Origin of the sequence: Xanthomonas arboricola pv. juglandis (genome assembly GCF_001013475.1) — a bacterium.
In the GTDB taxonomy this organism is placed as follows: domain Bacteria; phylum Pseudomonadota; class Gammaproteobacteria; order Xanthomonadales; family Xanthomonadaceae; genus Xanthomonas; species Xanthomonas arboricola.
In genome coordinates this window covers 323,216-345,248 of the sequence record NZ_JZEF01000004.1, presented here as the reverse complement: position 1 = coordinate 345,248, position 22,033 = coordinate 323,216, and the positions used below count along the sequence as shown (strand labels likewise).

The 22,033-nt window shown below is 65.0% G+C and carries 17 protein-coding genes, 1 other RNA gene and 1 pseudogene; 11 read left to right on the top strand and 8 right to left on the bottom strand.

The window, feature by feature from the left end:
• Nucleotides 1-36: 36 nt before the first annotated feature.
• Nucleotides 37-1,116, bottom strand: a complete 1,080-nt coding sequence (gene dinB, locus XARJCFBP2528_RS16505) for a DNA polymerase IV (protein ID WP_039525307.1) — start codon at nt 1,114-1,116, stop codon at nt 37-39.
• A gap of 343 nt (nt 1,117-1,459) precedes the next feature.
• On the opposite strand from dinB, the gene fabA reads away from it, so the two are divergent.
• Nucleotides 1,460-1,975, top strand: coding sequence for a 3-hydroxyacyl-[acyl-carrier-protein] dehydratase FabA (gene fabA, locus XARJCFBP2528_RS16500; RefSeq protein ID WP_047124936.1), 516 nt, complete (start codon nt 1,460-1,462; stop codon nt 1,973-1,975).
• On the top strand, nt 1,975-3,183 hold the full coding sequence (fabB, locus tag XARJCFBP2528_RS16495) for a beta-ketoacyl-ACP synthase I (RefSeq protein WP_047124897.1): 1,209 nt from the start codon (nt 1,975-1,977) through the stop codon (nt 3,181-3,183). Before fabA ends, fabB begins: the two co-directional genes overlap by 1 nt.
• A 98-nt stretch (nt 3,184-3,281) precedes the next feature.
• Here the strand turns inward: fabB and XARJCFBP2528_RS16490 are convergent, their stop codons facing one another.
• Nucleotides 3,282-5,306, bottom strand: a complete 2,025-nt coding sequence (locus XARJCFBP2528_RS16490; RefSeq protein WP_047124896.1) for a M3 family metallopeptidase — start codon at nt 5,304-5,306, stop codon at nt 3,282-3,284.
• A 99-nt stretch (nt 5,307-5,405) separates the two neighbouring features.
• The gene (locus tag XARJCFBP2528_RS16485; RefSeq protein ID WP_024938387.1) at nt 5,406-6,509 is read right to left on the bottom strand and encodes a PLP-dependent cysteine synthase family protein; all 1,104 of its coding nucleotides are present in this window, start codon (nt 6,507-6,509) and stop codon (nt 5,406-5,408) included.
• Between the two features lie 133 nt (nt 6,510-6,642).
• Between XARJCFBP2528_RS16485 and XARJCFBP2528_RS16480 the strand changes: the two genes are divergently transcribed.
• The 4 genes from XARJCFBP2528_RS16480 to gloA all read left to right on the top strand — a co-directional run bounded on the left by XARJCFBP2528_RS16480 (nt 6,643) and on the right by gloA (nt 11,017).
• Nucleotides 6,643-7,044 (top strand): CopL family metal-binding regulatory protein, encoded by a 402-nt coding sequence (locus tag XARJCFBP2528_RS16480; RefSeq protein WP_047124895.1) that lies wholly within the window; start codon nt 6,643-6,645, stop codon nt 7,042-7,044.
• 81 nt (nt 7,045-7,125) lie between these two features.
• Entirely contained in the window at nt 7,126-8,961 is a 1,836-nt protein-coding gene (locus tag XARJCFBP2528_RS16475) for a copper resistance system multicopper oxidase (RefSeq protein ID WP_162200829.1), read from the top strand.
• Nucleotides 8,958-10,271 (top strand): copper resistance protein B, encoded by a 1,314-nt coding sequence (locus tag XARJCFBP2528_RS16470; RefSeq protein WP_047124893.1) that lies wholly within the window; start codon nt 8,958-8,960, stop codon nt 10,269-10,271. Before XARJCFBP2528_RS16475 ends, XARJCFBP2528_RS16470 begins: the two co-directional genes overlap by 4 nt.
• A gap of 221 nt (nt 10,272-10,492) precedes the next feature.
• Nucleotides 10,493-11,017: a lactoylglutathione lyase gene (gloA, locus tag XARJCFBP2528_RS16465; protein WP_047124892.1), complete on the top strand. Its 525-nt coding sequence runs from the start codon at nt 10,493-10,495 to the stop codon at nt 11,015-11,017.
• Nucleotides 11,018-11,148: 131 nt separating this feature from the next.
• Here the strand turns inward: gloA and XARJCFBP2528_RS22790 are convergent.
• From XARJCFBP2528_RS22790 to XARJCFBP2528_RS16450, 4 genes and pseudogenes are all read right to left on the bottom strand, one after another.
• A non-coding RNA gene (locus XARJCFBP2528_RS22790) (sX9 sRNA) lies at nt 11,149-11,226 on the bottom strand.
• A gap of 98 nt (nt 11,227-11,324) precedes the next feature.
• Nucleotides 11,325-12,473, bottom strand: a pseudogene (locus tag XARJCFBP2528_RS16460) (hypothetical protein).
• Nucleotides 12,474-12,701: 228 nt separating this feature from the next.
• Nucleotides 12,702-13,175 carry a hypothetical protein gene (locus XARJCFBP2528_RS16455; RefSeq protein ID WP_016900994.1) on the bottom strand — a complete coding sequence of 158 codons (474 nt, stop codon included), beginning with the start codon at nt 13,173-13,175 and terminating at the stop codon, nt 12,702-12,704.
• Nucleotides 13,176-13,371: 196 nt separating this feature from the next.
• Nucleotides 13,372-14,055 (bottom strand): hypothetical protein, encoded by a 684-nt coding sequence (locus XARJCFBP2528_RS16450; protein WP_016900995.1) that lies wholly within the window; start codon nt 14,053-14,055, stop codon nt 13,372-13,374.
• Between the two features lie 89 nt (nt 14,056-14,144).
• On the opposite strand from XARJCFBP2528_RS16450, the gene XARJCFBP2528_RS16445 reads away from it, so the two are divergent.
• Nucleotides 14,145-14,780, top strand: coding sequence for a Crp/Fnr family transcriptional regulator (locus tag XARJCFBP2528_RS16445; RefSeq protein WP_016900996.1), 636 nt, complete (start codon nt 14,145-14,147; stop codon nt 14,778-14,780).
• Nucleotides 14,781-15,048: 268 nt separating this feature from the next.
• Here the strand turns inward: XARJCFBP2528_RS16445 and glmS are convergent, their stop codons facing one another.
• Nucleotides 15,049-16,878: a glutamine--fructose-6-phosphate transaminase (isomerizing) gene (gene glmS / locus XARJCFBP2528_RS16440; RefSeq protein WP_016900997.1), complete on the bottom strand. Its 1,830-nt coding sequence runs from the start codon at nt 16,876-16,878 to the stop codon at nt 15,049-15,051.
• Nucleotides 16,879-17,082: 204 nt separating this feature from the next.
• On the opposite strand from glmS, the gene XARJCFBP2528_RS16435 reads away from it, so the two are divergent.
• The 4 genes from XARJCFBP2528_RS16435 to XARJCFBP2528_RS16420 all read left to right on the top strand — a co-directional run bounded on the left by XARJCFBP2528_RS16435 (nt 17,083) and on the right by XARJCFBP2528_RS16420 (nt 21,778).
• Nucleotides 17,083-18,354 (top strand): efflux RND transporter periplasmic adaptor subunit, encoded by a 1,272-nt coding sequence (locus XARJCFBP2528_RS16435; RefSeq protein ID WP_026064021.1) that lies wholly within the window; start codon nt 17,083-17,085, stop codon nt 18,352-18,354.
• A gap of 103 nt (nt 18,355-18,457) precedes the next feature.
• Nucleotides 18,458-19,177, top strand: coding sequence for an ABC transporter ATP-binding protein (locus tag XARJCFBP2528_RS16430; protein WP_016900999.1), 720 nt, complete (start codon nt 18,458-18,460; stop codon nt 19,175-19,177).
• 12 nt (nt 19,178-19,189) lie between these two features.
• Nucleotides 19,190-20,491, top strand: coding sequence for an ABC transporter permease (locus XARJCFBP2528_RS16425; RefSeq protein ID WP_016901000.1), 1,302 nt, complete (start codon nt 19,190-19,192; stop codon nt 20,489-20,491).
• A gap of 54 nt (nt 20,492-20,545) precedes the next feature.
• Nucleotides 20,546-21,778 (top strand): ABC transporter permease, encoded by a 1,233-nt coding sequence (locus XARJCFBP2528_RS16420; protein WP_016901001.1) that lies wholly within the window; start codon nt 20,546-20,548, stop codon nt 21,776-21,778.
• Nucleotides 21,779-22,033 lie beyond the last annotated feature (255 nt).

The following is a 22,033-nucleotide window of genomic DNA, read 5'->3' as shown; positions in this document are numbered from 1 at the left end:
CCACCGCCGCCGCAACGCAGGCATGATGCATCGCACTCACTGCGCCGGCGGCATGTCGCCGAACAACTCGCCCTGCACTGCGCCCTCTTCCGCGTCACTGAAACCGCTCAATCCCACCCCGACCAGGCGATAGCGCGTGTCGTCGGGCAACTCCACGCGCCGGGTCAGCGCCAGCGCGATCTCCGCCAATGCCTCCAGCGAGGCCGGCGGCTGATCTGGCGTGTACGAGCGGGTCAGGATGCGGAAGTTGGAGGTCTTCAACTTGAGAACCACGGTGCGCCCGATACGCTCGGTGCGGCGCGTGGCCAGCCAGGTCTTTTCGGCCAGGCGCAGGATGTGCGGATCCAGTGCCTCCAGCGCGATGTCCTCGCTGAAGGTATCTTCCGAGGACACCGATTGCACCTCCTGATCCGGCTCGACCGGGCGCTCGTCGATGCCACGTGCGCGGCGGTACAGGCTCTGCCCGAAGCTGCCGAAATGCGCCTGCAATTCTTCCAGGGGGCGCAGCCGCAGATCGCTGACGGTGACGATCCCCAACGCCGCCAACTTGCCATCCATCACCTTGCCCACGCCGGGAATGCGGTTGACCGGCAGCGGCAGCAGGAACGCATCGACACGACTGGGCGCGATGACGAACTGCCCGTCGGGCTTGCGCCAGTCCGAGGCGATCTTGGCCAGGAACTTGTTCGGTGCGATGCCGGCCGATGCGGTGAGCTGGGTTTCTTCGCGGATCTGGCTGCGGATCAGTTGCGCGATTTCGGTGGCCAGCTGCATGCCGGTCTTGGCTTGCGTGACATCCAGATAGGCCTCGTCCAGGGACAGCGGCTCGACCAGATCGGTGTGGCGATGGAAGATCTCGCGTACCTGCCGCGACACCGCCTTGTAGCGCGCAAAATCCGGCGGCACGAACACCGCATCCGGACACAGGCGCTCGGCACGCAGCGCCGGCATGGCCGAACGGATGCCATAGGTGCGCGCCTCGTACGAGGCCGCGCACACCACCGAGCGCGCACCGCGCCAGGCCACCACCACCGGCTTGCCGCGCAGCGATGGATCGTCACGTTGCTCCACGGACGCGTAGAACGCATCCATGTCCACGTGCACGATCTTGCGCATCAAGCTGGCATCTCTCCGAAAGCGTCGGACCATGATAAATCAGCCGCGTCTCACGTCTTGCGCCGCGCGCCATCACCCATGCCCGGGCGCGAACGGACGCAAGCGCTGGCGGGACGCTCTGCTGCGTCTGTTTATGTGCCGATCCACGCCGAGCAGGCATGCCTGACCGCGTCCCGCTGAATGCTGTCATCTGCTCTGGATCCTGTCTGCAACACATGCTTGCCACACTGCGCAACCGGCTGAAAACAGCACGCATGCGTACGGATAAAACGTTTGATTGAACCGCGCGCCCTCATGCACCCTTGCCGGCCTCGCCTTTCGCTTCTTGCAGGAAACGTTCGTCATGACTCGTCAAAGTGCGTACTCGCGCGACCAATTGCTGGCCAGCGCGCGCGGGGAATTGTTCGGAGCCGACAGTGCCCGCCTGCCCAACGACCCGATGCTGATGTTCGACCGCATCACCGAGATCAACGACAGCGGCGGCGCGCATGGCAAGGGCGTGATCCGCGCAGAACTCGACGTGCGCCCGGACCTGTGGTTCTTCGGCTGCCACTTCATCGACGACCCGGTGATGCCCGGCTGCCTGGGCCTGGACGCGATGTGGCAGCTGACCGGCTTCTTCCTCACCTGGATCGGCGCAGCAGGCCGCGGCCGCGCGCTGGGCTGCGGCGAGGTCAAGTTCACCGGCCAGGTGTTGCCGAGCGCGAAATTGGTCAGTTACGAAATCGATATCAGCCGCGTGATCAACCGCAAGCTGGTGATGGCCCAGTCCGATGCACGCATGCTGGTGGACGGGCGCGAAATCTACACGGCCAACGATCTGCGCGTGGGCATGTTCACTTCAACGGAGAATTTCTGATGCGTCGCGTCGTCGTCACCGGAATGGGCATCACTTCCTGCCTGGGCAATGATCTGGACACCGTCTCCAGCGCCTTGCGCGAGAGCCGCTCGGGCATCACCGCATTGCCCGATCATGCCGACGCCGGCCTGCGCAGCCAGGTCGGCGGTGCGGTGGCGCTGGATCTGGACAACCTGATCGACCGCAAGCTCAAGCGCTTCATGGGCGATGCCTCGGCCTATGCCTATCTGGCCATGCGCGATGCGATCGCCGATGCCGGACTGGATGCCGAGCAGGTCAGCGACCTGCGCACCGGCCTGATTGCCGGCTCCGGTGGCGGGTCCAGCCAGTGGCAGGTGGAAACCGCCGATCTGCTGCGCAACCGTGGCGTGCGCAAGGTCGGCCCGTACATGGTGCCGCGCACGATGTGTTCGTCGGTCTCCGCTTCGTTGGTAACCGCGTTCAAGATCCGTGGCCTGAGCTATTCGCTGTCGGCCGCGTGTGCGACCTCGGCGCATTGCATCGGCGCGGCCGCAGACCTGATCCGGCACGGCGCGCAGGATGTGATGTTCGCCGGCGGCGGCGAAGAACTGCACTGGACCATGAGCGTGATGTTCGATGCGATGGGCGCGTTGTCCACCGGCTTCAACGATCGCCCTGCGGTGGCATCGCGCCCCTACGATGCGCAGCGCGACGGCTTTGTCATCGGCAGCGGCGGCGGCATGCTGGTGCTGGAAGACTACGACCACGCCGTCGCGCGCGGCGCGCGCATCCATGCCGAACTGCTCGGTTATGGCGTGACCTCCGATGGCGCCGACATGGTCGCGCCCAGCGGCGAAGGCGCGGTGCGCTGCATGCACATGGCCATGCAGGGCCTGACGCAGCCGGTCGACTACCTCAACACGCATGGCACTTCCACGCCGTTGGGCGATGTGACCGAGCTGGGCGCGGTGCGCGAAGTGTTCGGCGACAACGTCCCGCCGCTGTCCTCGACCAAGGCGCTGTCCGGCCATTCCTTGGGCGCGGCCAGCGTGCACGAGGCGATCTACAGCCTGTTGATGCTGCGCGACGGCTTCATGGCCGGCTCGGCGCATATCGACGAACTCGACCCGCGCGCCGACGGCTTCCCGATCCTGCGACAGACCCAGGACGCCACGTTGAACACGGTGATGTCCAACAGCTTCGGCTTCGGCGGCACCAACGCGGCGCTGGTGTTCGGCCGGGTGTGACGGCGCGGCGCCGGGCGCCGCGCGGAATTGGGAATTGGGGATCGATGTGCGGAGAGATCGCTCTTGCCACTCCCCAATCCCGATTCCCCACTCCCGGTTCAGCCAGCCATGCCGTTGTGCCGCAACAGCGCATCGATGCTCGGCGCGCGCCCCCGGAAGGCGCGGAAGTTGTCGGCCGCGCTGCGGCTGCCGCCACGCGACAGCACTTCATGGCGGAAGCGCGCGCCGGTGTCGGCCACCTGCTCGGGCGCTTCTTCGAAGGCGGCGTAGGCATCGGCGCTGAGCACTTCGGCCCACTTGTAGCTGTAGTAACCGGCCGCGTAACCGCCGGCGAAGATATGGCTGAACTGATGCGGGAAGCGATTCCATGCCGGCGGGCGGTTGACCGCCACTTCGTCGCGCACCCGTTCGATCAGCTGCAGCACGTTGTCCTGGGTCGGGTCGAAGCTGCTGTGCAGCTGCATGTCGAACAACGCGAACTCCAGCTGGCGCACGGTGAACATGCCGCTCTGGAAATTGCGTGCAGCCAGCAACCGGTCGAACAGGTTGCGCGGCAGCGGCTCGCCGGTCTGCACGTGCGCGGTCATCACCTGCACGCGCTCCCATTCCCAGCAGAAGTTCTCCATGAACTGGCTCGGCAATTCCACCGCGTCCCATTCCACGCCGTTGATACCGGCCACGCCCAACTCGCCGATGCGCGTCAGCAACTGATGCAGGCCGTGGCCCATTTCATGGAACAGCGTGGTGACTTCGCCATGCCGGAACGTGGCCGGCATATCGCCACTGCCACGGCCGAAGTTGCACACCAGATACACCAGCGGCGTCTGCACGCCGTTGGCGGTGTCGCGGCGGTTGCGGCAATCGTCCATCCACGCGCCGCCACGCTTGCCTTCGCGCGCGTACAGGTCCAGATAGAACTGGCCGACCAGCTCGCCCTGCGCATCTTCCAGGCGATAGAAGCGCACATCCGCATGCCAGACCGGCGCGCGATCGGGCTTGACGGTCAGGCCATACAGGCTGTGGATCACATCGAACAGACCGGCCAGCACCTTGGGCTCGGTGAAGTACTGCTTCACCTCCTGCTCGGAGAAGCTGTAGCGCGCCTGCTTGAGTTTCTCGGAGGCGTAGGCCAGATCCCAGGCCTGCAATTCGTCCAGGCCAAGTTCGTCGCGGGCAAAGGCTTCGAGCTCGGCACGGTCGCGTTGCGCATACGGCTTGGCGCGCACCGCCAGATCGCGCAGGAAGCCCATCACTTCATCCGGGCTTTGCGCCATCTTGGTGGCGACCGAATACTCCGCGTAACTGGCAAACCCGAGCAGCTGCGCCAGCTCGGCGCGCAAGGCCAGGATACGATCGATATTGGCGCTGTTGTCCAGCGCGGCATCGCCGAACTCGGAGGCGCGCTCGGCGTTGGCGCGATACAGCCGCGCGCGCAACTCGCGATTGTCCGCATCGGTCTGCACCGGCAGATAGCACGGCATCTGCAAGGTCAGCTTCCAGCCCGGCACGCCGTCCTTTTCCGCGGCCGCGCGTGCAGCGGCGACCACCTCGGCCGGCAGGCCAGACAGCTCGGTTGCGTCCTCGCTCACGTACGACCATGCATCGGTGGCATCGAGCACGTTCTGCGAAAACTTGGCGGCCAGTGCGGACAGTTCTTCCTGGACCTGCGCAAACCGCGCCTTGGACGCGTCATCCAGCTCGGCACCGCCGAGGCGGAAATCGCGCAGCGCGTTCTCCAGCACCTTGCGCCGCGCGGCGTCGTAGTGCGCCGCTTCCGGCGCTTCGGCCAGCGCCTTGTACTGCGCATACAGCGCCAGGTTCTGCGCCAGCGCACTGCCGAAGCGGCTGAGCTTGGGCAGATTGCTGTTGTAGGCCTCGCGCAGTTCCGGCGTGTTGACCACCGCCTGCAGATGGCCGACCTGGCCCCAGGCGCGCCACAGCCGCTCGGTGGCATCGTCCAGCGGCACCACGAAGCTGTCCCAGCTGACCGGGCTGACCTGCTCGGCCGCTTTCACCGCGGCCTCGGCCTCGGCCAGCAGTTGGTCGATTGCCGGGCCCACGTGTTCGGGGCGGATCGCATCGAAGGACGGCAGTCCGGACAGGTCGAGCAGCGGGTTGGTCATGGGGCGCTCCGGCGGTGGACTGGATCAGGAATCAGGGCGAGGGGCTGGCATACGCCGCCAGACGCGGCGGTTTTGCCAGCAGCTGATCGGATATGGCGATCATTCCAGCGCCGCACAAGGCAGCGCAGGCAGGTCGCCGCCGTTGACGGCGATGGCAATGGCCGCATCGCTGTCGGTGACGTCGATGTCGCGCGCCACGTACCAGGCCGGGTCGTAATAGCTGTGCGCATAGCGCTCGCCGGCATCGCACAGGATAGTGACGATGGAGCCGCTGCGGCCGGCCTGGCGCATGCGCTGGGCGGCCTGCAGCACGCCGACGAAGTTGGTGCCGGTGGAGCCACCGACGCGGCGGCCGAGCGTGGCGCTGACATGGCGCATGGCGGCCAGGCTCAGGGCGTCGGGCACCTTGATCATCACGTCCACGCAGCTGGCGATGAAGCTGGACTCCACCCGCGGGCGGCCGATGCCTTCGATGCGCGAGCCGCCGGTGATGGCCAGCTCCTTGGGGCACTGCCCGTCCACCGCGCGGCAATAGCCGTCGAAGAACACCGACACTTCCGGGTCGGCGCAGAGGATGCGGGTGGCATGGCGCCGATAGCGCACATAGCGGCCGAGCGTGGCGCTGGTGCCGCCGGTGCCGGGGCTGCAGACGATCCAGTCGGGAATCGGATGCGGCTCCTCGGCCAGCTGCTTGAAGATCGATTCGGCGATGTTGTTGTTGGCGCGCCAGTCGGTGGCGCGTTCGGCGTAGGTGAACTGGTCCATGAAATGGCCGCCGGTCTCGCGCGCGAGCTGGTGCGAGGCGCTGTCCAGATCGCAGGCACGCTCGACCAGATGGCAGCGGCCGCCCTGGAATTGAATCGCGGCGATCTTTTCCGGCGAGGTCGAAGCCGGCATCACCGCGATGAAGGGCACCCCCAGCAGCCGCGCGAAATAGGCCTCGGAGATGGCGGTCGAGCCACTGGAAGCCTCGATCACCGGCCGCCCGGCACGCAGCCAGCCGTTGGTCAGCGCGTACAGGAACAGCGAGCGCGCCAGCCGGTGCTTGAGGCTGCCGGTCGGGTGGCTGGACTCGTCCTTGAAATACAGGTCGATGCCCGGAAAGCCCGGCAGGTCCATCGGAATCAGATGGGTGTCGGCCGAACGGTTGAAATCGGCCTCGATCTTCTGGATGGCGGCGGCCACCCACTGGCGCTGCGACATGGCAGGACTGTGCGGCGAAGGAAGCGCCAATTCTACCGCTGCCGGGCGCGCGGCCACGGCGGGCGGGTCATCGGGCGGACAGCTGGGAGCCGGTGCTATGCTCGTCGCACCTGACTGCCCGCCCTGACTGCCCGTGCTGCGTTGCCTGCTCCGCCTGCTGCTGTGCCTGTGCCTGGTTGCCAATACGGCCACCGGCGCGTGGGCGTCGGTGGGCATGGCGATGCCGGAGATGGCGTCGGCCGGGACGGTTGCGACCGCGTCGATGGCGCACGCGCCCATGCCGGCCGCGATGCCGTGCCATGCCGACATGCCGCCGCCCGCTGCGACGCATCCCCCCGATAAAACCCAGCACGCGCACGCGGCCGACTGCTGCAAGCTGGGCAGCTGCGACTGCCTGCAGCACTGCAGCCTCGCCTTGCTGACCCTACCTACGGTGCCCGCCGGCCTGCCTGGCCGCGCCACCCTGCCTGCCACCCTGGACGAAGGGCGCGGCAGCCCGGTGCCCGAACAACCGGTTCGACCTCCCATCGCCTGAGCGCTGACGGCTGCGCCGTCATCGGGCCCGTGCGCTTGCTGCGCGGGGTTTCTAAGCGATGTGATGCGTCCGCCTTCGGTGGTGGGGCGCAGTGGAGATGTCATGTCTTTCGATCCGAATTCTTTCGATCCCCCTTCCTGTGGCGGCCTGAGTCGACGCCGCTTCGTGCAAGGCCTTGCCCTGGGCGGCGTTGCCGCCGCCGGCGGCCTGTGGCGCAGCGATGCGCGTGCGTCCAATCCGGTGAGCACGCCGGTCCTGCGCGGCAGCAGCCAGACGCTGCAGATCGGCCGCATGCCGGTCAACCTCACCGGGCGCCCCCGCCCCGCCATCACCGTCAACCAGAGCCTGCCGGCCCCCACGCTGCGCTGGCGCGAAGGCGACACGGTCAGCGTGCGCGTGCGCAACGCGCTGGCCGACCAACCCACCTCGGTGCACTGGCACGGCCTGTTGCTGCCGGCCAACATGGATGGCGTGCCGGGGATGAGTTTCGACGGCATCGCGCCGGGCCAGGAGTACCACTACCGCTTCGCGCTGCGCCAGTCCGGCACCTACTGGTATCACAGCCATTCGATGTTTCAGGAACAGGCCGGCCTGTACGGCGCGATCGTCATCGACCCGCTGACACCGCCGCCGTACCGGCACGATCGCGAGCATGTGCTGCTGCTCTCGGACTGGACCGACCTGGACCCGGCCGCGCTGTTCCGGCGGCTCAAGCAGATGCCCAGCCACGACAATTACGCGCAGCGCACGGTGGGCGATTTCCTGCGCGATGCGCGCGACGAAGGCCTGCGCGCAACGCTGGCCGACCGCGGCATGTGGGGGCGCATGCGCATGACACCGACCGACCTGTCCGATGTCAACGCCAACACCTACACCTACCTGCTCAACGGCGTCGCCCCGGCCGGCAACTGGACCGGGCTGTTCAAGCCAGGCGAGAAGGTACTGCTGCGTTTCATCAACGGCTCGTCGATGACCTACTTCGACATCCGCATCCCCGGCCTGCGCATGACCGTGGTGGCCGCCGACGGCCAGTACGTGCATCCGGTCAGCGTGGACGAGCTGCGCATTGCGGCGGCCGAGACCTTCGACGTGCTTGTCGAGCCCATCGGCCAGGACGCGTTTACCTTGTTCGCGCAGGACATAGGCCGTACCGGATTCGCCTGCGGCACGCTGGCGGTGCGGCATGGGCTGCAGGCACCGATTCCCGCGCTGGACCCACGCGCGATCCTCAGCATGCAGGACATGGGGCACGGCGATGGCATGGCGCATGCGGGTCACGCCATGCACGGCGCCGACACGACGCACAGCGACCCGCATGCGGCACACGCGATGGCAATGCCGATGCAGGCCGCGCAGACGCACGGGCATGCAAGCGGCGATGCGCAGCGCAAGACGCCGCACCACCCTGCCAGCGAAGACGGCAACCCGCTGATCGACATGCGCAGCAATGCCACTTCACCGCGCCTGGACGATCCCGGGGTTGGCCTGCGCGATAACGGCCGCCGTGTGCTGCGCTACGCCGACCTGCACAGCCTGTTCGAGGATCCGGATGGGCGCGAACCCGGGCGCGAGATCGAACTGCATCTGACCGGGCATATGGAAAAATTCGCCTGGTCGTTCGACGGCATCGGCTTCGCCTCGGCAGAGCCCTTACGGCTGCAGTACGGCGAGCGGCTGCGCATCGTACTGGTCAACGACACCATGATGCAGCACCCCATCCATCTGCACGGCATGTGGAGCGATCTGGAAGACGCCGATGGCAATTTCCAGGTGCGCAAGCACACCATCGACATGCCGCCCGGCACACGCCGCAGCTATCGCGTCCGCGCCGATGCGCTGGGCCGCTGGGCCTACCATTGCCATCTGCTGTACCACATGGAAGCGGGCATGATGCGCGAAGTGCGGGTGGAGGCATGAGTACGCTACGGACGCAATACAGGACGCTGCTCGCACTGCTGCTGAGCGCATCGGCCACTGCACAGGAGCATCAGCATGTAGCGATGGAGTCGTCCGCGCATGCCGACGGCGCACATGCAATGCAGATGGCCGACCAGGCAACGGCTGCCCAGCCGCAGACATCCATCGCAACGGAGGCATCGCCACCATCGGCGCAGCAGAGCGCAGAGGCGATGCAGATGGAGCATGCGCAGATGCAGCACGCGCAGCACTCCAGCACTGCATCAGCATCAGCATCGACAAAGGCTGCTGACAGCATGCCCGCGCAACGCCCGCTACAGTCCGAAGCTTCGGCAACGCCGGCATCGATGCACCACGCAGGCATGCAGCACGCCGATGTCCAGCATGCCGCACACCAGACCTCTGCGAATCCACAACTGGACCACGCCCGGCAATCACAGGCAGACAGCGACCACGATGCAATGGAGCACGCATCGATGGATCATGCGTCGATGCAGCACGGGCAACAGCATGGGGCGATGGATCACTCCGACATGGAGCACGCGCCGCATGCCGAAGCGGTGACGCAAACGCCGGCATCGCCCGGCACCGGCGCACTGCCACGTACGCCGATCCCCGAGCCCACTGCCGAGGAGATCGCGGCGGCATTCGCCCCCTTGCAGCACCATGCGATGCACGCGCCAGGCATCAATCACTACGTGTTGCTCGATCGACTGGAAGCCTTCGACACCACGCGCCGCAGTGGCCAGGACTGGGAAGCGCGCGCCTGGATCGGCGGCGATATCGACCGGCTCTGGTTGCGCAGCGAAGGCGAGCGGCAGGACGGGCGCACGCAGGCCGCATCGGTGGAAGCGTTCTATGGCCACGCCATCTCGCCGTGGTGGGACCTGCTGGTCGGCGCACGTCAGGACATCGGAGCGGGTGAGCAGCGCAGCTGGGCCGCCTTCGGCGTGCAGGGCCTGGCGCCCTACAAGTTCGAGACCGAAGCCACGCTCTATGTCGGCAGCGGCAGCCGTGCCGCGTTGCGACTGGAGGGCGAATACGAGGTGCTGCTTACCAACCGGCTGATCCTGCAGCCGCGCGTGGAAGCCGATATCGCCCTCACCGACGATGACCGGCGCCGCGTTGGCAGCGGGCTGGAGCAGGTCGAGGTGGGCCTGCGGCTGCGCTACGAAATCACCCGCCGCTTCGCGCCCTATATCGGCTGGGTGCACAGCCGCAGTTTCGGTGACACCGCACGCCGCGCCGCGATCGACGATGAGCCTGTACGCGACAGCCGGTTTGTTGCCGGCTTGCGCATCTGGTTCTGAGACAACGTCTGTGCGCATGGGCCTGACCGCTCGTATTCGGGTGCAGGCCCATGCCACGGCCTTTGAACAGCACAGTTCGTGCCGCCGCGCGCGATCAATCAGATAGCGGCGCGGCCAGACCGCCGACATGCAAGGTGCAGACATACCGACAACCATTGCCCCGCTAACATCCACGTCCAGTGCAGCCTGACCTGCCCCCGCATTCCATCGAGGAGACCGCAATGCCTTTGACCGACCTGCAACACGTCCCCGGCGCCAGCGCCGCGCCTGCCGACACCGCCGGTTTCGTGTTCAACCACACCATGCTGCGCGTCAAGGATGCGCAGCGTTCGCTGGATTTCTACACGCGCGTACTGGGCTTCCGCTTGCTGGACGCACGCGATTTTCCCGATGCGCAGTTCAGCCTGTACTTCCTGGCCCTGCTGCCCGACGACACCGCAATCCCCGACGACGATGCCGCGCGTCGGCTGTGGATGGCCGGCATCCCCGGCGTGCTCGAACTCACCCACAACCACGGCACCGAAACCCAGGACGGCCCGGTCTACCACGACGGCAACAGCGAGCCGCGCGGCTTCGGCCACATCTGCATCTCGGTGCCCGACATCCACGCCGCCTGCGCACGTTTCGATAGCCTCAACGTGCCGTACCAGAAACGCCTGGAAGACGGCCGCATGAAGCACCTGGCCTTCATCAAGGACCCGGACGGCTACTGGGTTGAGATCATTTCCAATACGCCGCTGGCGTAATCCATAACAAAATGCCCGGGGTTCCCGGGCATTCTTGTTTCAGGCACATGCGCTGTCGGTGCTTCGCTTTCGAGCAGGGTATGTAGGCAGAGAACGCCCACACAGCTGGATGCGTGCAGCGCACTTCCAGCGGCTAACGCAACGTAGCGTGCGATCATCAGGTGAGTGCGGACGGCGCGCTCAGACCCGCGATGTTGAGAGTGGTGCATGAGAATTCCGAGCACCGGCCGCGCCCGCCTGACGGCGGCGCAGTAGTTTTGTAGCCACTCTTAGATGCAGGCTCCATCCTGCAGCATGACGTGTTGCCTCAGTTGGAGGTGGCAACTGTCTCTCTATCCGGGAACCACTGCGGTAACTGCTCGGCAAATTTTGCGGCGCATTCCTCGCTGTAGGCCTGTGCGGCCTGCTTGACCAGCGCGTAGTCGTTTGCCTCCCACTCCTCAAGCGATGCGGTGCGCGGTGTGGGCGCGCAGTCCAGATTGACCGGACTCGCCTTGCGCTTCAACAGTCCGGAGCGCTCACCGCCAATCGTCACCGCGTAGCGCAACTCGTAGGGCGACTTGGTATCGGCCAGGCTCTAGTAGACGAGCAGCCAATCGGACATCAGGACCTGCAGCGGGAACGGTTCTGCCGGCAGTGCTGCCGGATGCCCGGTGAAGTAGCTCTTCAGACGCGCATTGACCGCATCACGCTGCAGTTGATAACCGGGATTGCCCACGCCTTCCATCTTTTCGCCTTTCAGCTGCCCCTTGCCGAAGGCCGACACTGCGACGCCGCGTGTGAACAGGCTGGTGGCGATCTGCAGGCCCACCACTGCCCCGGTGTGCCCGCGCCGCACCACGCGCAACATTTCGTCGCCGTTGGGCTGGCCGTTGGACCCCACACGCATGCTGGCATGCAACGGCAGCTGCAACGCCCAATCCGCCGATGGTGCAATGACTGCGTCGGCATCGCCCTGCGTTTGTGCGGAGGGCTGTTGCTGTGTCTCGGCGACCGACAGCGTGCCGGCAACTGCAGCCGCGGCATAGGTCGTTGCCGTCGAAAAATCGCCGTTGGCAAATGCGGGCAATACTGCCACCGCCTCGGCGCCACGGGTGGCGGTACAGAACGTGCTGGAGGCACGCATCTGCACTTCATGAAATGCGATGCCGTTGACTTGATGCACGGCCGCATCCTGACCGTACTGCGCAACCAGCCTGGCAACGATGGCGTCCTGCTCGACAGGCTGCTGGCCGCAGACCTTGGCCGCAGCGATGCGCGACCAGGCGAACTGCAGCGCCGGATCCCACCCCATCGCGTCTTCGCCGACGAAGCCGTGGTCGTAGTGATAGGCATAGATGGCCGGGTCGATGTCCTGCAAGGTCATGCCGCCCACGCCCGCATAACCGGGCGGGACGTCGCTGGCCATTGCGGCTCCGCTCAGCGCCGAGATCGCCACTGCAATTAATGCTTTCATGAATTCCTTCCCCTGGAGAGCGTCGCATTGCGTGTCCCCCACGCAATGCGACATGGCACTGTCAGATCGCGCGGACAGCGATCAACGACACAGTGCTTTGGTCCATCAGACAACGGTCCGCAGTCGGCTAGAACGCTCAGTTGCGAACTTAGTGTGAGCGCATCATGCGCAATTGGCAGTCGGGGCGGTCCCCACAGCTGTAGGGACCGCCCCGGAGGTGGCGCTTATCTACGCATGCAGCAGCCCGCCATCACTGCGCTGCCACTCGCGCGGCGGGCGCAGCGCCGCAAGCGTGCGGACCAACTCGCGATAGGTGGCGGCCAACTGCGCGAACAGACCTGCATCGCTGTAACGCGTGTCGGCCACTTCGAAATATGCGCCGCGGCCCAACTCGATGAAATAGTCGACGCTGAGCCGCCGGCGCTGTGCAATGCCGGGAAACAGGCCTGCAATCAGCAGGCATTGATCTCCGATGTCGCGTAATGCATCCGCCCGCAGACTGCCGATCTGGTCCTGCGCGTGCAACCAGGCCAGGGCCTGAGTGCGCGAAAACAGTTGCGCATCGCGCTGCAGGCGCAGCAACACGAAAACCAGATAATGCTCGCGCGATTCGTCCAGCGGCTGTGCAATCCGCTGCCCTGCCTCACGTACCAACGCCTGCCACAATTCCGCCGGCGCGCCCTGTTTGAAAGACTCGTGCATACGTCCTCCTGCGTGATGGGACCCTCGCAGGAAGCGTATGCATAACCTGGGCCATCGCGTTGGCAGCCGGGCCCGTCGTCTGCCAATCATCCACCGCAGTGGGATCGCACAATGGGTTGCCCACTGAGCAGCGCCTTGCACGGCGCCGGTCAACCGCTACCCGCAACCGAGCCCACTGCCGCTGCCGGGCACGTCATCAGGGACGCAACACCAGTGTCTTTCGCGCTTCACGATCCACGAGCCACGTGAGCAATGCACCCGGCACAAGAAACCCCAGCGTTACGAGCAAACCGTGCAGCATATGTGCCGTCGGCTCGTCCAGCACGGCGATGTGCTTCATCGGAGACAGCCACGGGGAGAGATTGAAGAACGCGACCGTCAAGACGACAAGCGGCCAGTTCCAATTCACCCCCCGCTTGCGCGCCGACTGCCAGGCGTAGGCGGCCAGCACCGCAACAAAGATTCCTTCGATCACCCACGAGGCAGTTCCCAGCCGTCCCCACAGTCCCAGGCCAAGGTGTGTCTGTGAATGCGGCAAAAGCGCCAGGTCATTGTTGTGCATCGGCCAGTCGGCGAAGAAGTGAGAGAAGGACGCGATGAACGCCAGGACGGCAACGCGCCTGTCTTTCCAGAAGAAACCGGCCCAGACAACCGACCACACGACCGCCGCCAACAGCGAATGATCCCAGTCGATGAATGTCAGGTCGAAGAACAGATAGGGGCCTGCAGCGAGGTTGGGCGTTACCAGATCCCAGCCAAGCATGATGAATATGCCGTCCAGGATGTCGAGGAAGCCGACGCCCAGCAGGAGAGGAAGCGTCGGGGTACTCGGAAAGCGCGCTTTCAAGGCCAGTCCGATCGCAAAGTGACCCACATACATGGCTGGTGCTCCAAGGATTAGGCCTGCATGGTGCCCCCGTTGAACCCGCCAGACTGTAAAATCAGAACAGTTCGACCACGGTCCCGGCCATGCCCGACGATGGCACCCTGAGTCCAGAGATTGCAGAGATTTTTCTCTCCCAGGCGTCGGCTCGAACGTTTGTTGCGGGCCAGCGGATCTTTGATCTGGGCTCCACCCCTGCCTGCATGTTCGGCATTCTCAGCGGCGCGGTCCGGGTCTCGCTGGAGCCGATGCAGCTCAGCGAGAGGCTGTCGCTGGTGCTTGGACCAGGCCAGTGGTTTGGGGAAGTTCCACTACTGGATGCGCGGGCACGGACGTTCAGCGCGGTGGCCCACGGACGTAGCAAGATCGCCGTCGTCTCGACTGTCGCCTTCAACCGGGTGATCGCATCCAACCCGGCGGCGCTGCTGGCCATCACCCGCCTGGTGTGCTCACGCTATCGGCAGACCCTGAACTGGATTGAAGCCAATCAGGCACGTTCGCTCGAACGCCGGCTGGCGGCCCAGCTTCTCACTGCCCAACCCAGCATCCGCATGCCACAGAGTGCTCTTGCCGATAGGCTGGGCGTCTCCCGTCCTACCGTGAACCGGCTCTTGAAGGCCTGGAAAGCCCAAGGCTTGATCGACGTTGGCTACGGCAAGGTCAATGTGCTGAACGCGGACGCTCTGGCAGCGATCCTCGCAGGGGAACGAGAGCGCGACTAGCGCCCCTGGATGCCGAGTCGCGCCTCAATGGTCAGGCCAAGCCCCCTCGCATAACCAGCATGCGCCATCCAGTCTGTGGGTGACACGCCGCGAGTCGCGCTGTGGAAACGCGAAAGGACGGGAGCAATGACGCACCCCGCCCTTCTGCATTTTTCATGTTGGACGAATCGGTACCTACACGCCCATCACCCGTCAGCGCCAGTTGGACGAATGACTCTCCAGTTACCGATCGTCATCTCCGACCAAGCACGATGCCGGGCTTGTGCCGCTACTCCACCGTCACCGACTTGGCCAAGTTACGCGGCTTGTCTACATCGGTGCCGCGTGCCAGTGCGGTGTGGTAGGCCAGCAACTGCACCGGGATGGTGTGGATCACCGGCGACAGCACGCCGGCGTGGCGCGGGGTGCGGATCACGTGCACGCCTTCGGACTCGCTGAAGTGGCTGTCCTGGTCGGCGAACACGAACAGCTCGCCGCCACGTGCGCGCACTTCCTGCATGTTGGATTTGACCTTCTCCAGCAGCCGATCGTTCGGCGCGATCACCACCACCGGCATCGCTGCGTCCACCAGGGCCAGCGGGCCATGCTTCAACTCGCCGGCCGGATACGCTTCGGCGTGGATATAGGATATTTCCTTGAGCTTGAGCGCGCCTTCCAGCGCGATCGGGTAATGCAGGCCGCGGCCGAGAAACAATGCGTTTTCCTTGACCGAAAAACGCTCGGCCCAGGCCATGATCTGCGGCTCCAGATTCAGCGCGTGCTGCACGCTGCCCGGCAGGAAACGCAGCTGTTCCAGATACTCCGCTTCCTCGGCCTCGCTGATGCGCCCCTGCAACTTGCCCAGCACCATGGTCAGCTGGAACAACACCGCCAGCTGGGTGGTGAACGCCTTGGTCGAGGCCACGCCGATCTCGGCGCCGGCACGTGTGTAGCAGACCAGTTCGCTGGCGCGCGGGATCGCGCTTTCGGGCACGTTGCAGATCGACAAGGTGTGCAGGTGCCCCAGCGATTTGGCGTATTTCAGCGCCTCCATCGTGTCCAGCGTTTCGCCGGATTGGGAGATGGTGACGATCAGGTGCCTGGGATTGGCATAGGCGGCGCGGTAACGGTATTCGCTGGCGATCTCCACGCTGCACGGCAGCCCGGCGATGGCTTCGATCCAGTAGCGCGCGGTCAGACCCGCGTAGTAGCTGGTGCCGCAGGCCAGGATCTGCACGCCTTCGATGTCGCGCAACACCGCTTCGGCATTGGGCCCGAACAATGACGCAGGGAAGCCCTTGGCATCGATCGCCGCCTCGATGGTGTCGGCCAGCGCACGCGGCTGCTCGTGGATTTCCTTCTGCATGAAATGGCGGAATGGGCCCAGTTCCAGCGATGCCAGCGACACATCCGACAGGTGCAGCGGGCGCTCGACCGGCGCGTCGTTGCCATCGAAGATGCGCACGCCATCGCGGCGCAGGTCGGCGGTGTCGCCCTCTTCCAGGAAGATCACCTGGCGGGTGGCTTGCACGATGGCCGAGACATCGGAGGCGACGAAGTTCTCGCCCTCGCCCACGCCGATCAGCAGCGGGCAGCCCATGCGCGCGCAGACAAAGCGCTCCGGTTCGGCCTGGCTCATCACCGCCAGCGCGTAGGCACCGGTGAGCTCCTTGACGGTGCGCTGCAGCGCGGTCAACAGGTCGCCTGCGCTGCCCAGATGGTGATGGATCAGGTGCGCAATGACTTCGGTATCGGTCTGCGACTCGAAGGTGTAGCCCAGCGCGCGCAACTTCTCACGCTGCTGTTCGTGGTTTTCGATGATGCCGTTGTGCACCAGTGCCACGCCGTCACTGATGTGCGGGTGCGCATTGGCCTCGGTGACCCCGCCATGGGTGGCCCAGCGGGTGTGGCCGATGCCCAGCGTGGCGCCGAACTGCTCGGCCTGCGCCGCCTGCGCCATCTCCGCCACGCGCCCGGTGCGGCGCACGCGGCGTATCTGCGCGCCATCGAGCACGGCGATGCCGGAGGAATCGTAGCCGCGGTACTCAAGGCGCTTCAGTCCTTCGATCAGGACCGGGACCACATCGCGCCCGGCGATCGCTCCGACAATGCCGCACATAGGACAACCCTTGATGACGAAGCCGGGCATTTTAGCGTGTCCGCTCTTGTCCGCTGCATGACCATGCCCGGACAGCGTGTCCGCAGCAGTGTCCGCGGACACTGCGGACACTGGCCGCAAACATCTAAAATCCAATATATTCAATGACTTGTAGGTTGGCACATGTCCTGCTTTATCGCAGTGACGCCACCGAGCCAGCCGACCATGATTCGCGATACTTCCGCCCAGGACCAGGTTCTCCGTACACCCGCCCAGAGCGCGCCCTGGCGCCGTTGGCTATGGCCCGGCATTGCGGTGGTCGCCGTGTTGGCCGGCATCGGCTGGGCGGTCACCGCGTGGAGCGCCGGCAGCCGCTCGTTCGATGCCAGCCGGGTGCGGATCGCCACGGTCAGCCAGGGCGACCTGGTGCGCGACATCGCCGCCGACGGGCGCGTCATCGCCGCCAACAGCCCCGTGCTGTACGCCATCTCGGCCGGCACGGTGACGCTGAGCGTGGTGGCCGGCGACGTGGTCAAGCAGGGCCAGGAGCTGGCCCGCATCGACAGCCCGGAGCTGCGCAGCAAGCTGGCCCAGGAGCAGGCCACGCTGGCAGGGCTGGAAGCCGAGTCCAGCCGCGCCGCCCTGGACGCCACCCTGGCCCGCGCCACGGCCAGCAAGCTCACCGATCAGGCCAAGATCGACAAGCAGGCCGCCGCGCGCGACCTGGAGCGCTACCAGCGCGGCTACGATGGCGGCGCGGTGCCGCAGGTGGAGCTGGCCAAGGCGCAGGACACCTTGAAGAAGACCGACATCGATCTGCAGCACGCCGAGCGGGATGCGTCGCTGAAGAGCCAGGGTGCAGACCTGGATTCGCGCAACAAGCGCCTGCTCGCCGACCGCCAGCGCGCGGTGGTGGCCGAGGTGCAGCGCCAGGTCGATGCGCTCACGCTGCTGTCGCCGTTCGATGGCCAGGTCGGCCAGGTGCAGGCGGTGCAGCACACCCAGGTCGCGGCAAACGCGCCGATCCTGGGCGTGGTGGATCTGTCCAAGTTCGAAGTGGAGATCAAGGTGCCGGAGAGCTTTGCGCGCGATCTGGCAATCGGCATGCCGGCGCAGCTCACCAGCGGCAGCGGCGAGCCGTTCCCCGGCGCGATCTCGGCGGTGTCGCCGGAAGTGGTCAATGGCGAAGTCACCGCACGCATCCGCTTTGCCGACAAGCAGCCGCCAGGCCTGCGCCAGAGCCAGCGCATGAGCGCACGCGTGGTGATGGACACGCGCCGCAACGTGCTCAAGGTCGAGCGCGGCCCGTTCGTCGAACAATCCGGCGGCAGCTACGCCTACGTGATGGATGGCAACACCGCGGTGCGCCGGCCGGTGCGCATGGGTGTCAGCAGCCTGGGCGAGGTGCAGGTGCTGTCCGGGCTGCAGGTCGGCGACCGCGTGGTGGTCTCCGGCGCAGACAACTTCGGGGATGCGCCGCGCGTCACCGTTCACTAAAGGCGGCCAGCACACCTGCTGCGCAGCCATCAGGCTGCTCGCCACGGTTTGTCAGCCACTCTCAACCTCTTTCGCACACACCTTCTTCGTAAAGGAATCGGCAATGCTCAAGATGCAATCGGTCTCCAAGGTCTTCCGCACCGAACAGGTGGAAACGCACGCGCTACGCTCGCTGGACCTGCATGTGCGCGAAGGCGAATTCGTCGCGGTCACCGGCCCCTCCGGCTCGGGAAAGACCACCTTCCTCAACCTGGCCGGGCTGCTGGAGACCTTCACCAGCGGGCAGTACCTGCTTGATGGCGAAGACGTCAGCCATCTGTCCGACGACGCGCGTTCGCGCCTGCGCAACCGCAAGATCGGTTTCATTTTCCAGGGCTTCAACCTGATTCCCGATCTCAACCTGTTCGACAACGTCGATGTGCCGCTGCGCTATCGCGGCATGGCCGCGGCCGAGCGCAAGCAGCGCATCGAAGAAGCCTTGACCAAGGTCGGCCTGGGCTCGCGCTTGAAGCACTACCCCACCGAGCTGTCCGGTGGTCAGCAGCAGCGCGCCGCCATCGCGCGTGCGCTGGCCGGCAGCCCGCGCCTGTTGCTGGCCGACGAACCCACCGGCAACCTCGACTCGCAGATGGCACGCGGAGTGATGGAACTGCTGGAAGAGATCAACAGCCAGGGCACCACCATCGTCATGGTCACCCACGACCCGGAACTGGCTGCACGCGCGCAGCGCAACGTGCATATCGTCGACGGCCAGGCCACCGACCTGGAACGCAACCCCGCCCTGATGCGCTCGCGCGACAGCGCCGCCACCCTGGCCGAGTAAGAGGCACATCCCATGTTCGGCTACTACTTCAATCTTGCCTTACGCAGCTTCCGCCGCAACAAGGTGCTCACCGCGCTGATGGTGCTGGCCATCGCACTCGGCATCGGCGCCAGCATGACCACCCTGACGGTGTTCTATGTGCTGTCCGGCGATCCGATCCCGCAGAAGAGCGACCGGCTGTTTAGCGTCCTGGTGGATCCATACCCCAAGGCCGGATACCAGCCGGGAGAAGAGCCTGGCGACCAGGTCACTCGCTTCGATGCCGAAGCGCTGCTGCGTGAAAAGCACGCAAAACGCCAGGCGCTGATGACCGGCGGAAGAGTGGCGATCGAGCCAGACAAGAGCGGCATGACCGCCTTCAAATCAGAAGTTCGCTTTACCTCGGCCGATTTCTTCCCGATGTTCGAAACGCCTTTCCTGTATGGCCAAGGCTGGTCAGCAAGTAGCGACGAGGCGCACGAGCGCGTTGCGGTAATCACCCAGGAACTCAACGACAAGCTGTTCGACGGCGGCAACAGCATCGGCCGCGATTTGCGCATGGACAAGAACACCTTCCGCATCGTTGGCGTTCTCGCTGACTGGAAGGCCAATCCGCGCTTCTACGATCTCAGCAATAGCTATGGCTCAGACGAGCAAGTGTATCTGCCGTTTTCAGTGGCGATAGATCTGAAGATGGATCACTACGGTGGTATGAATTGCTACGGCAAGAGCGACAACAGTGATCAAACCGCGCTCAACGCGTCCTGCACCTGGATGCAGTATTGGGTGGAGCTGGATAGCCCAGCGCAGGCTGGCGACTACAAAGCCTATCTGGATAACTACTCCGATCAGCAGCGCGCTGCAGGGCGTTTCGAACGTCCGAACAATACCCGCCTGCGTAACGTGATGGAGTGGCTGGATTATAAGGAAGTGGTTCCTGGCGACGTTCGCCTGCAGCTGTGGCTGGCGATGGGCTTTCTACTGGTGTGCCTGCTCAATACTGTTGGCCTGTTGCTAGCCAAGTTCCTGCGCCGCAGTGGAGAGATCGGTGTGCGTCGTGCCCTGGGCGCCTCACGCGGCGCCATCTTTGCGCAGTGTCTGGTCGAAGCCGGAACCATCGGACTTGCGGGCGGTATTACAGGGCTTGGGCTGGCATGGTTGGGCTTGTGGGTGGTGCGCCAACAACCTGTCGACTACGCCAAGCTTGCGCACCTGGATCCGAAGATGCTGTTGCTCACCTTCGCATTGGCGCTGGTTGCCAGCCTATTGGCCGGCTTGCTGCCGTCCTGGCGCGCCATCCAGGTTGCACCCGCACTGCAGCTCAAGGCGTCCTGACCACCACGCCCGCCGCGCTGCGGCGGGCACGGCCTCTCATCGAAGGTACCACCCATGGACATCCGCCCCATCATTTCCACGTTGCGCCGTCACAAGACAGCAGCAGCGCTGATCGTGCTCGAGATCGCACTGGCCTGCGCGATCATCTGCAATGCCATGTTTCTGATCGGCAACCGCATTGAAACGCTGCAGCAGCCCAGCGGCATCGCCGAATCGGAACTGGTCAGCATCCAATTGGGAGGCATCGGCACCCAGGTCAATGCAGAAGCGCGCACGCGTGAGGATCTGGCAGCACTGCGCAGCCTGCCCGGTGTACGCGGGGCGACAGCAATCAATCAGATTCCCTTCGTCAATTATTCCTGGAACAGCAGCATCTCCCTGACCCGAGAGCAGGAGCGTCAGACGCTCAATGCTGCGCAATACATGTCGGGCGAAAGTGCTGTGAGCACGCTTGGCCTGCAACTGGTGGCAGGCAGGGATTTCACTGCAAACGAAATCATTGATATGGAGCAGGCGAATAACGACAGGTCTCTCGATAAAAAAGGCATTTCGGTGATCATCGCGCAGACCATGGCCGACAAACTGTTCCCGACCCAACCTGCGTTGGGCAAGACAATTTACGCGGGCGAGACGGCGTTACACATAATCGGCATCGTGCAGACACTGGCACGCCCCAACAACAGCAATTCCAATGGCGTCAACCAGAGCAATTACTCGATGCTGCTGCCAATCCGCATCGATTACACCTCAGGCCAGTACATGATCCGTGTGACCGATCAGACGCGTCGCGCAGAGGTGTTGCAATCTGCGGTCGCCGCATTGATGAAGCTGGACAACAGCCGGCTGGTGCTGAAGCAACAGACCTATAGCGAGATCCGCGAGGAATACTTCCAGAACGACCGCGCCATGGTCTGGCTGCTTGGTGCGGTCTGCATCGCGCTGCTGATCGTCACCGCGCTGGGCATCGTCGGCCTGGCCAGCTTCTGGGTGCAGCAACGCACCAAGCAGATTGGCATTCGTCGTGCACTGGGTGCCACACGCGGCCAGATCCTGCGCTACTTCCAGATCGAGAATTTTCTGCTCGCCTCGGTCGGTATCGTGCTCGGCATGTTGCTGGCGTACTCGATCAATGTCTGGCTGATGGCCCGCTACGAATTGCCGCGCCTGCCGGTGCTGTATCTGCCGATCGGCGCACTGTTGCTCTGGGCGCTGGGCCAGATCGCCGTGTACTGGCCCGCACGGCGTGCCGCGATGGTGCCGCCGGCGGTGGCCACACGCAGCGCGTGATGCGCACGCTGCGCGTCAGCGGTCGCTGTCGACCCACTGACGCGCAGCACACAGCACACAGTGATGTTGCTTAGATCCTGCGCGATGGCAGCATCGCCACAAGTGACTTGGCCGTCGGCCGCCTGGGCAATGCCGATTTTGTCACCACCGCCCTGTCTACCAAGGCGCCTGTGTCGCAGGCGCCTGCCCCGTGCTGATATCCAGCGTTGCGCCTGGATCTGCACTTGAGCTCGGCATCGACGCATGTCCGCTGCC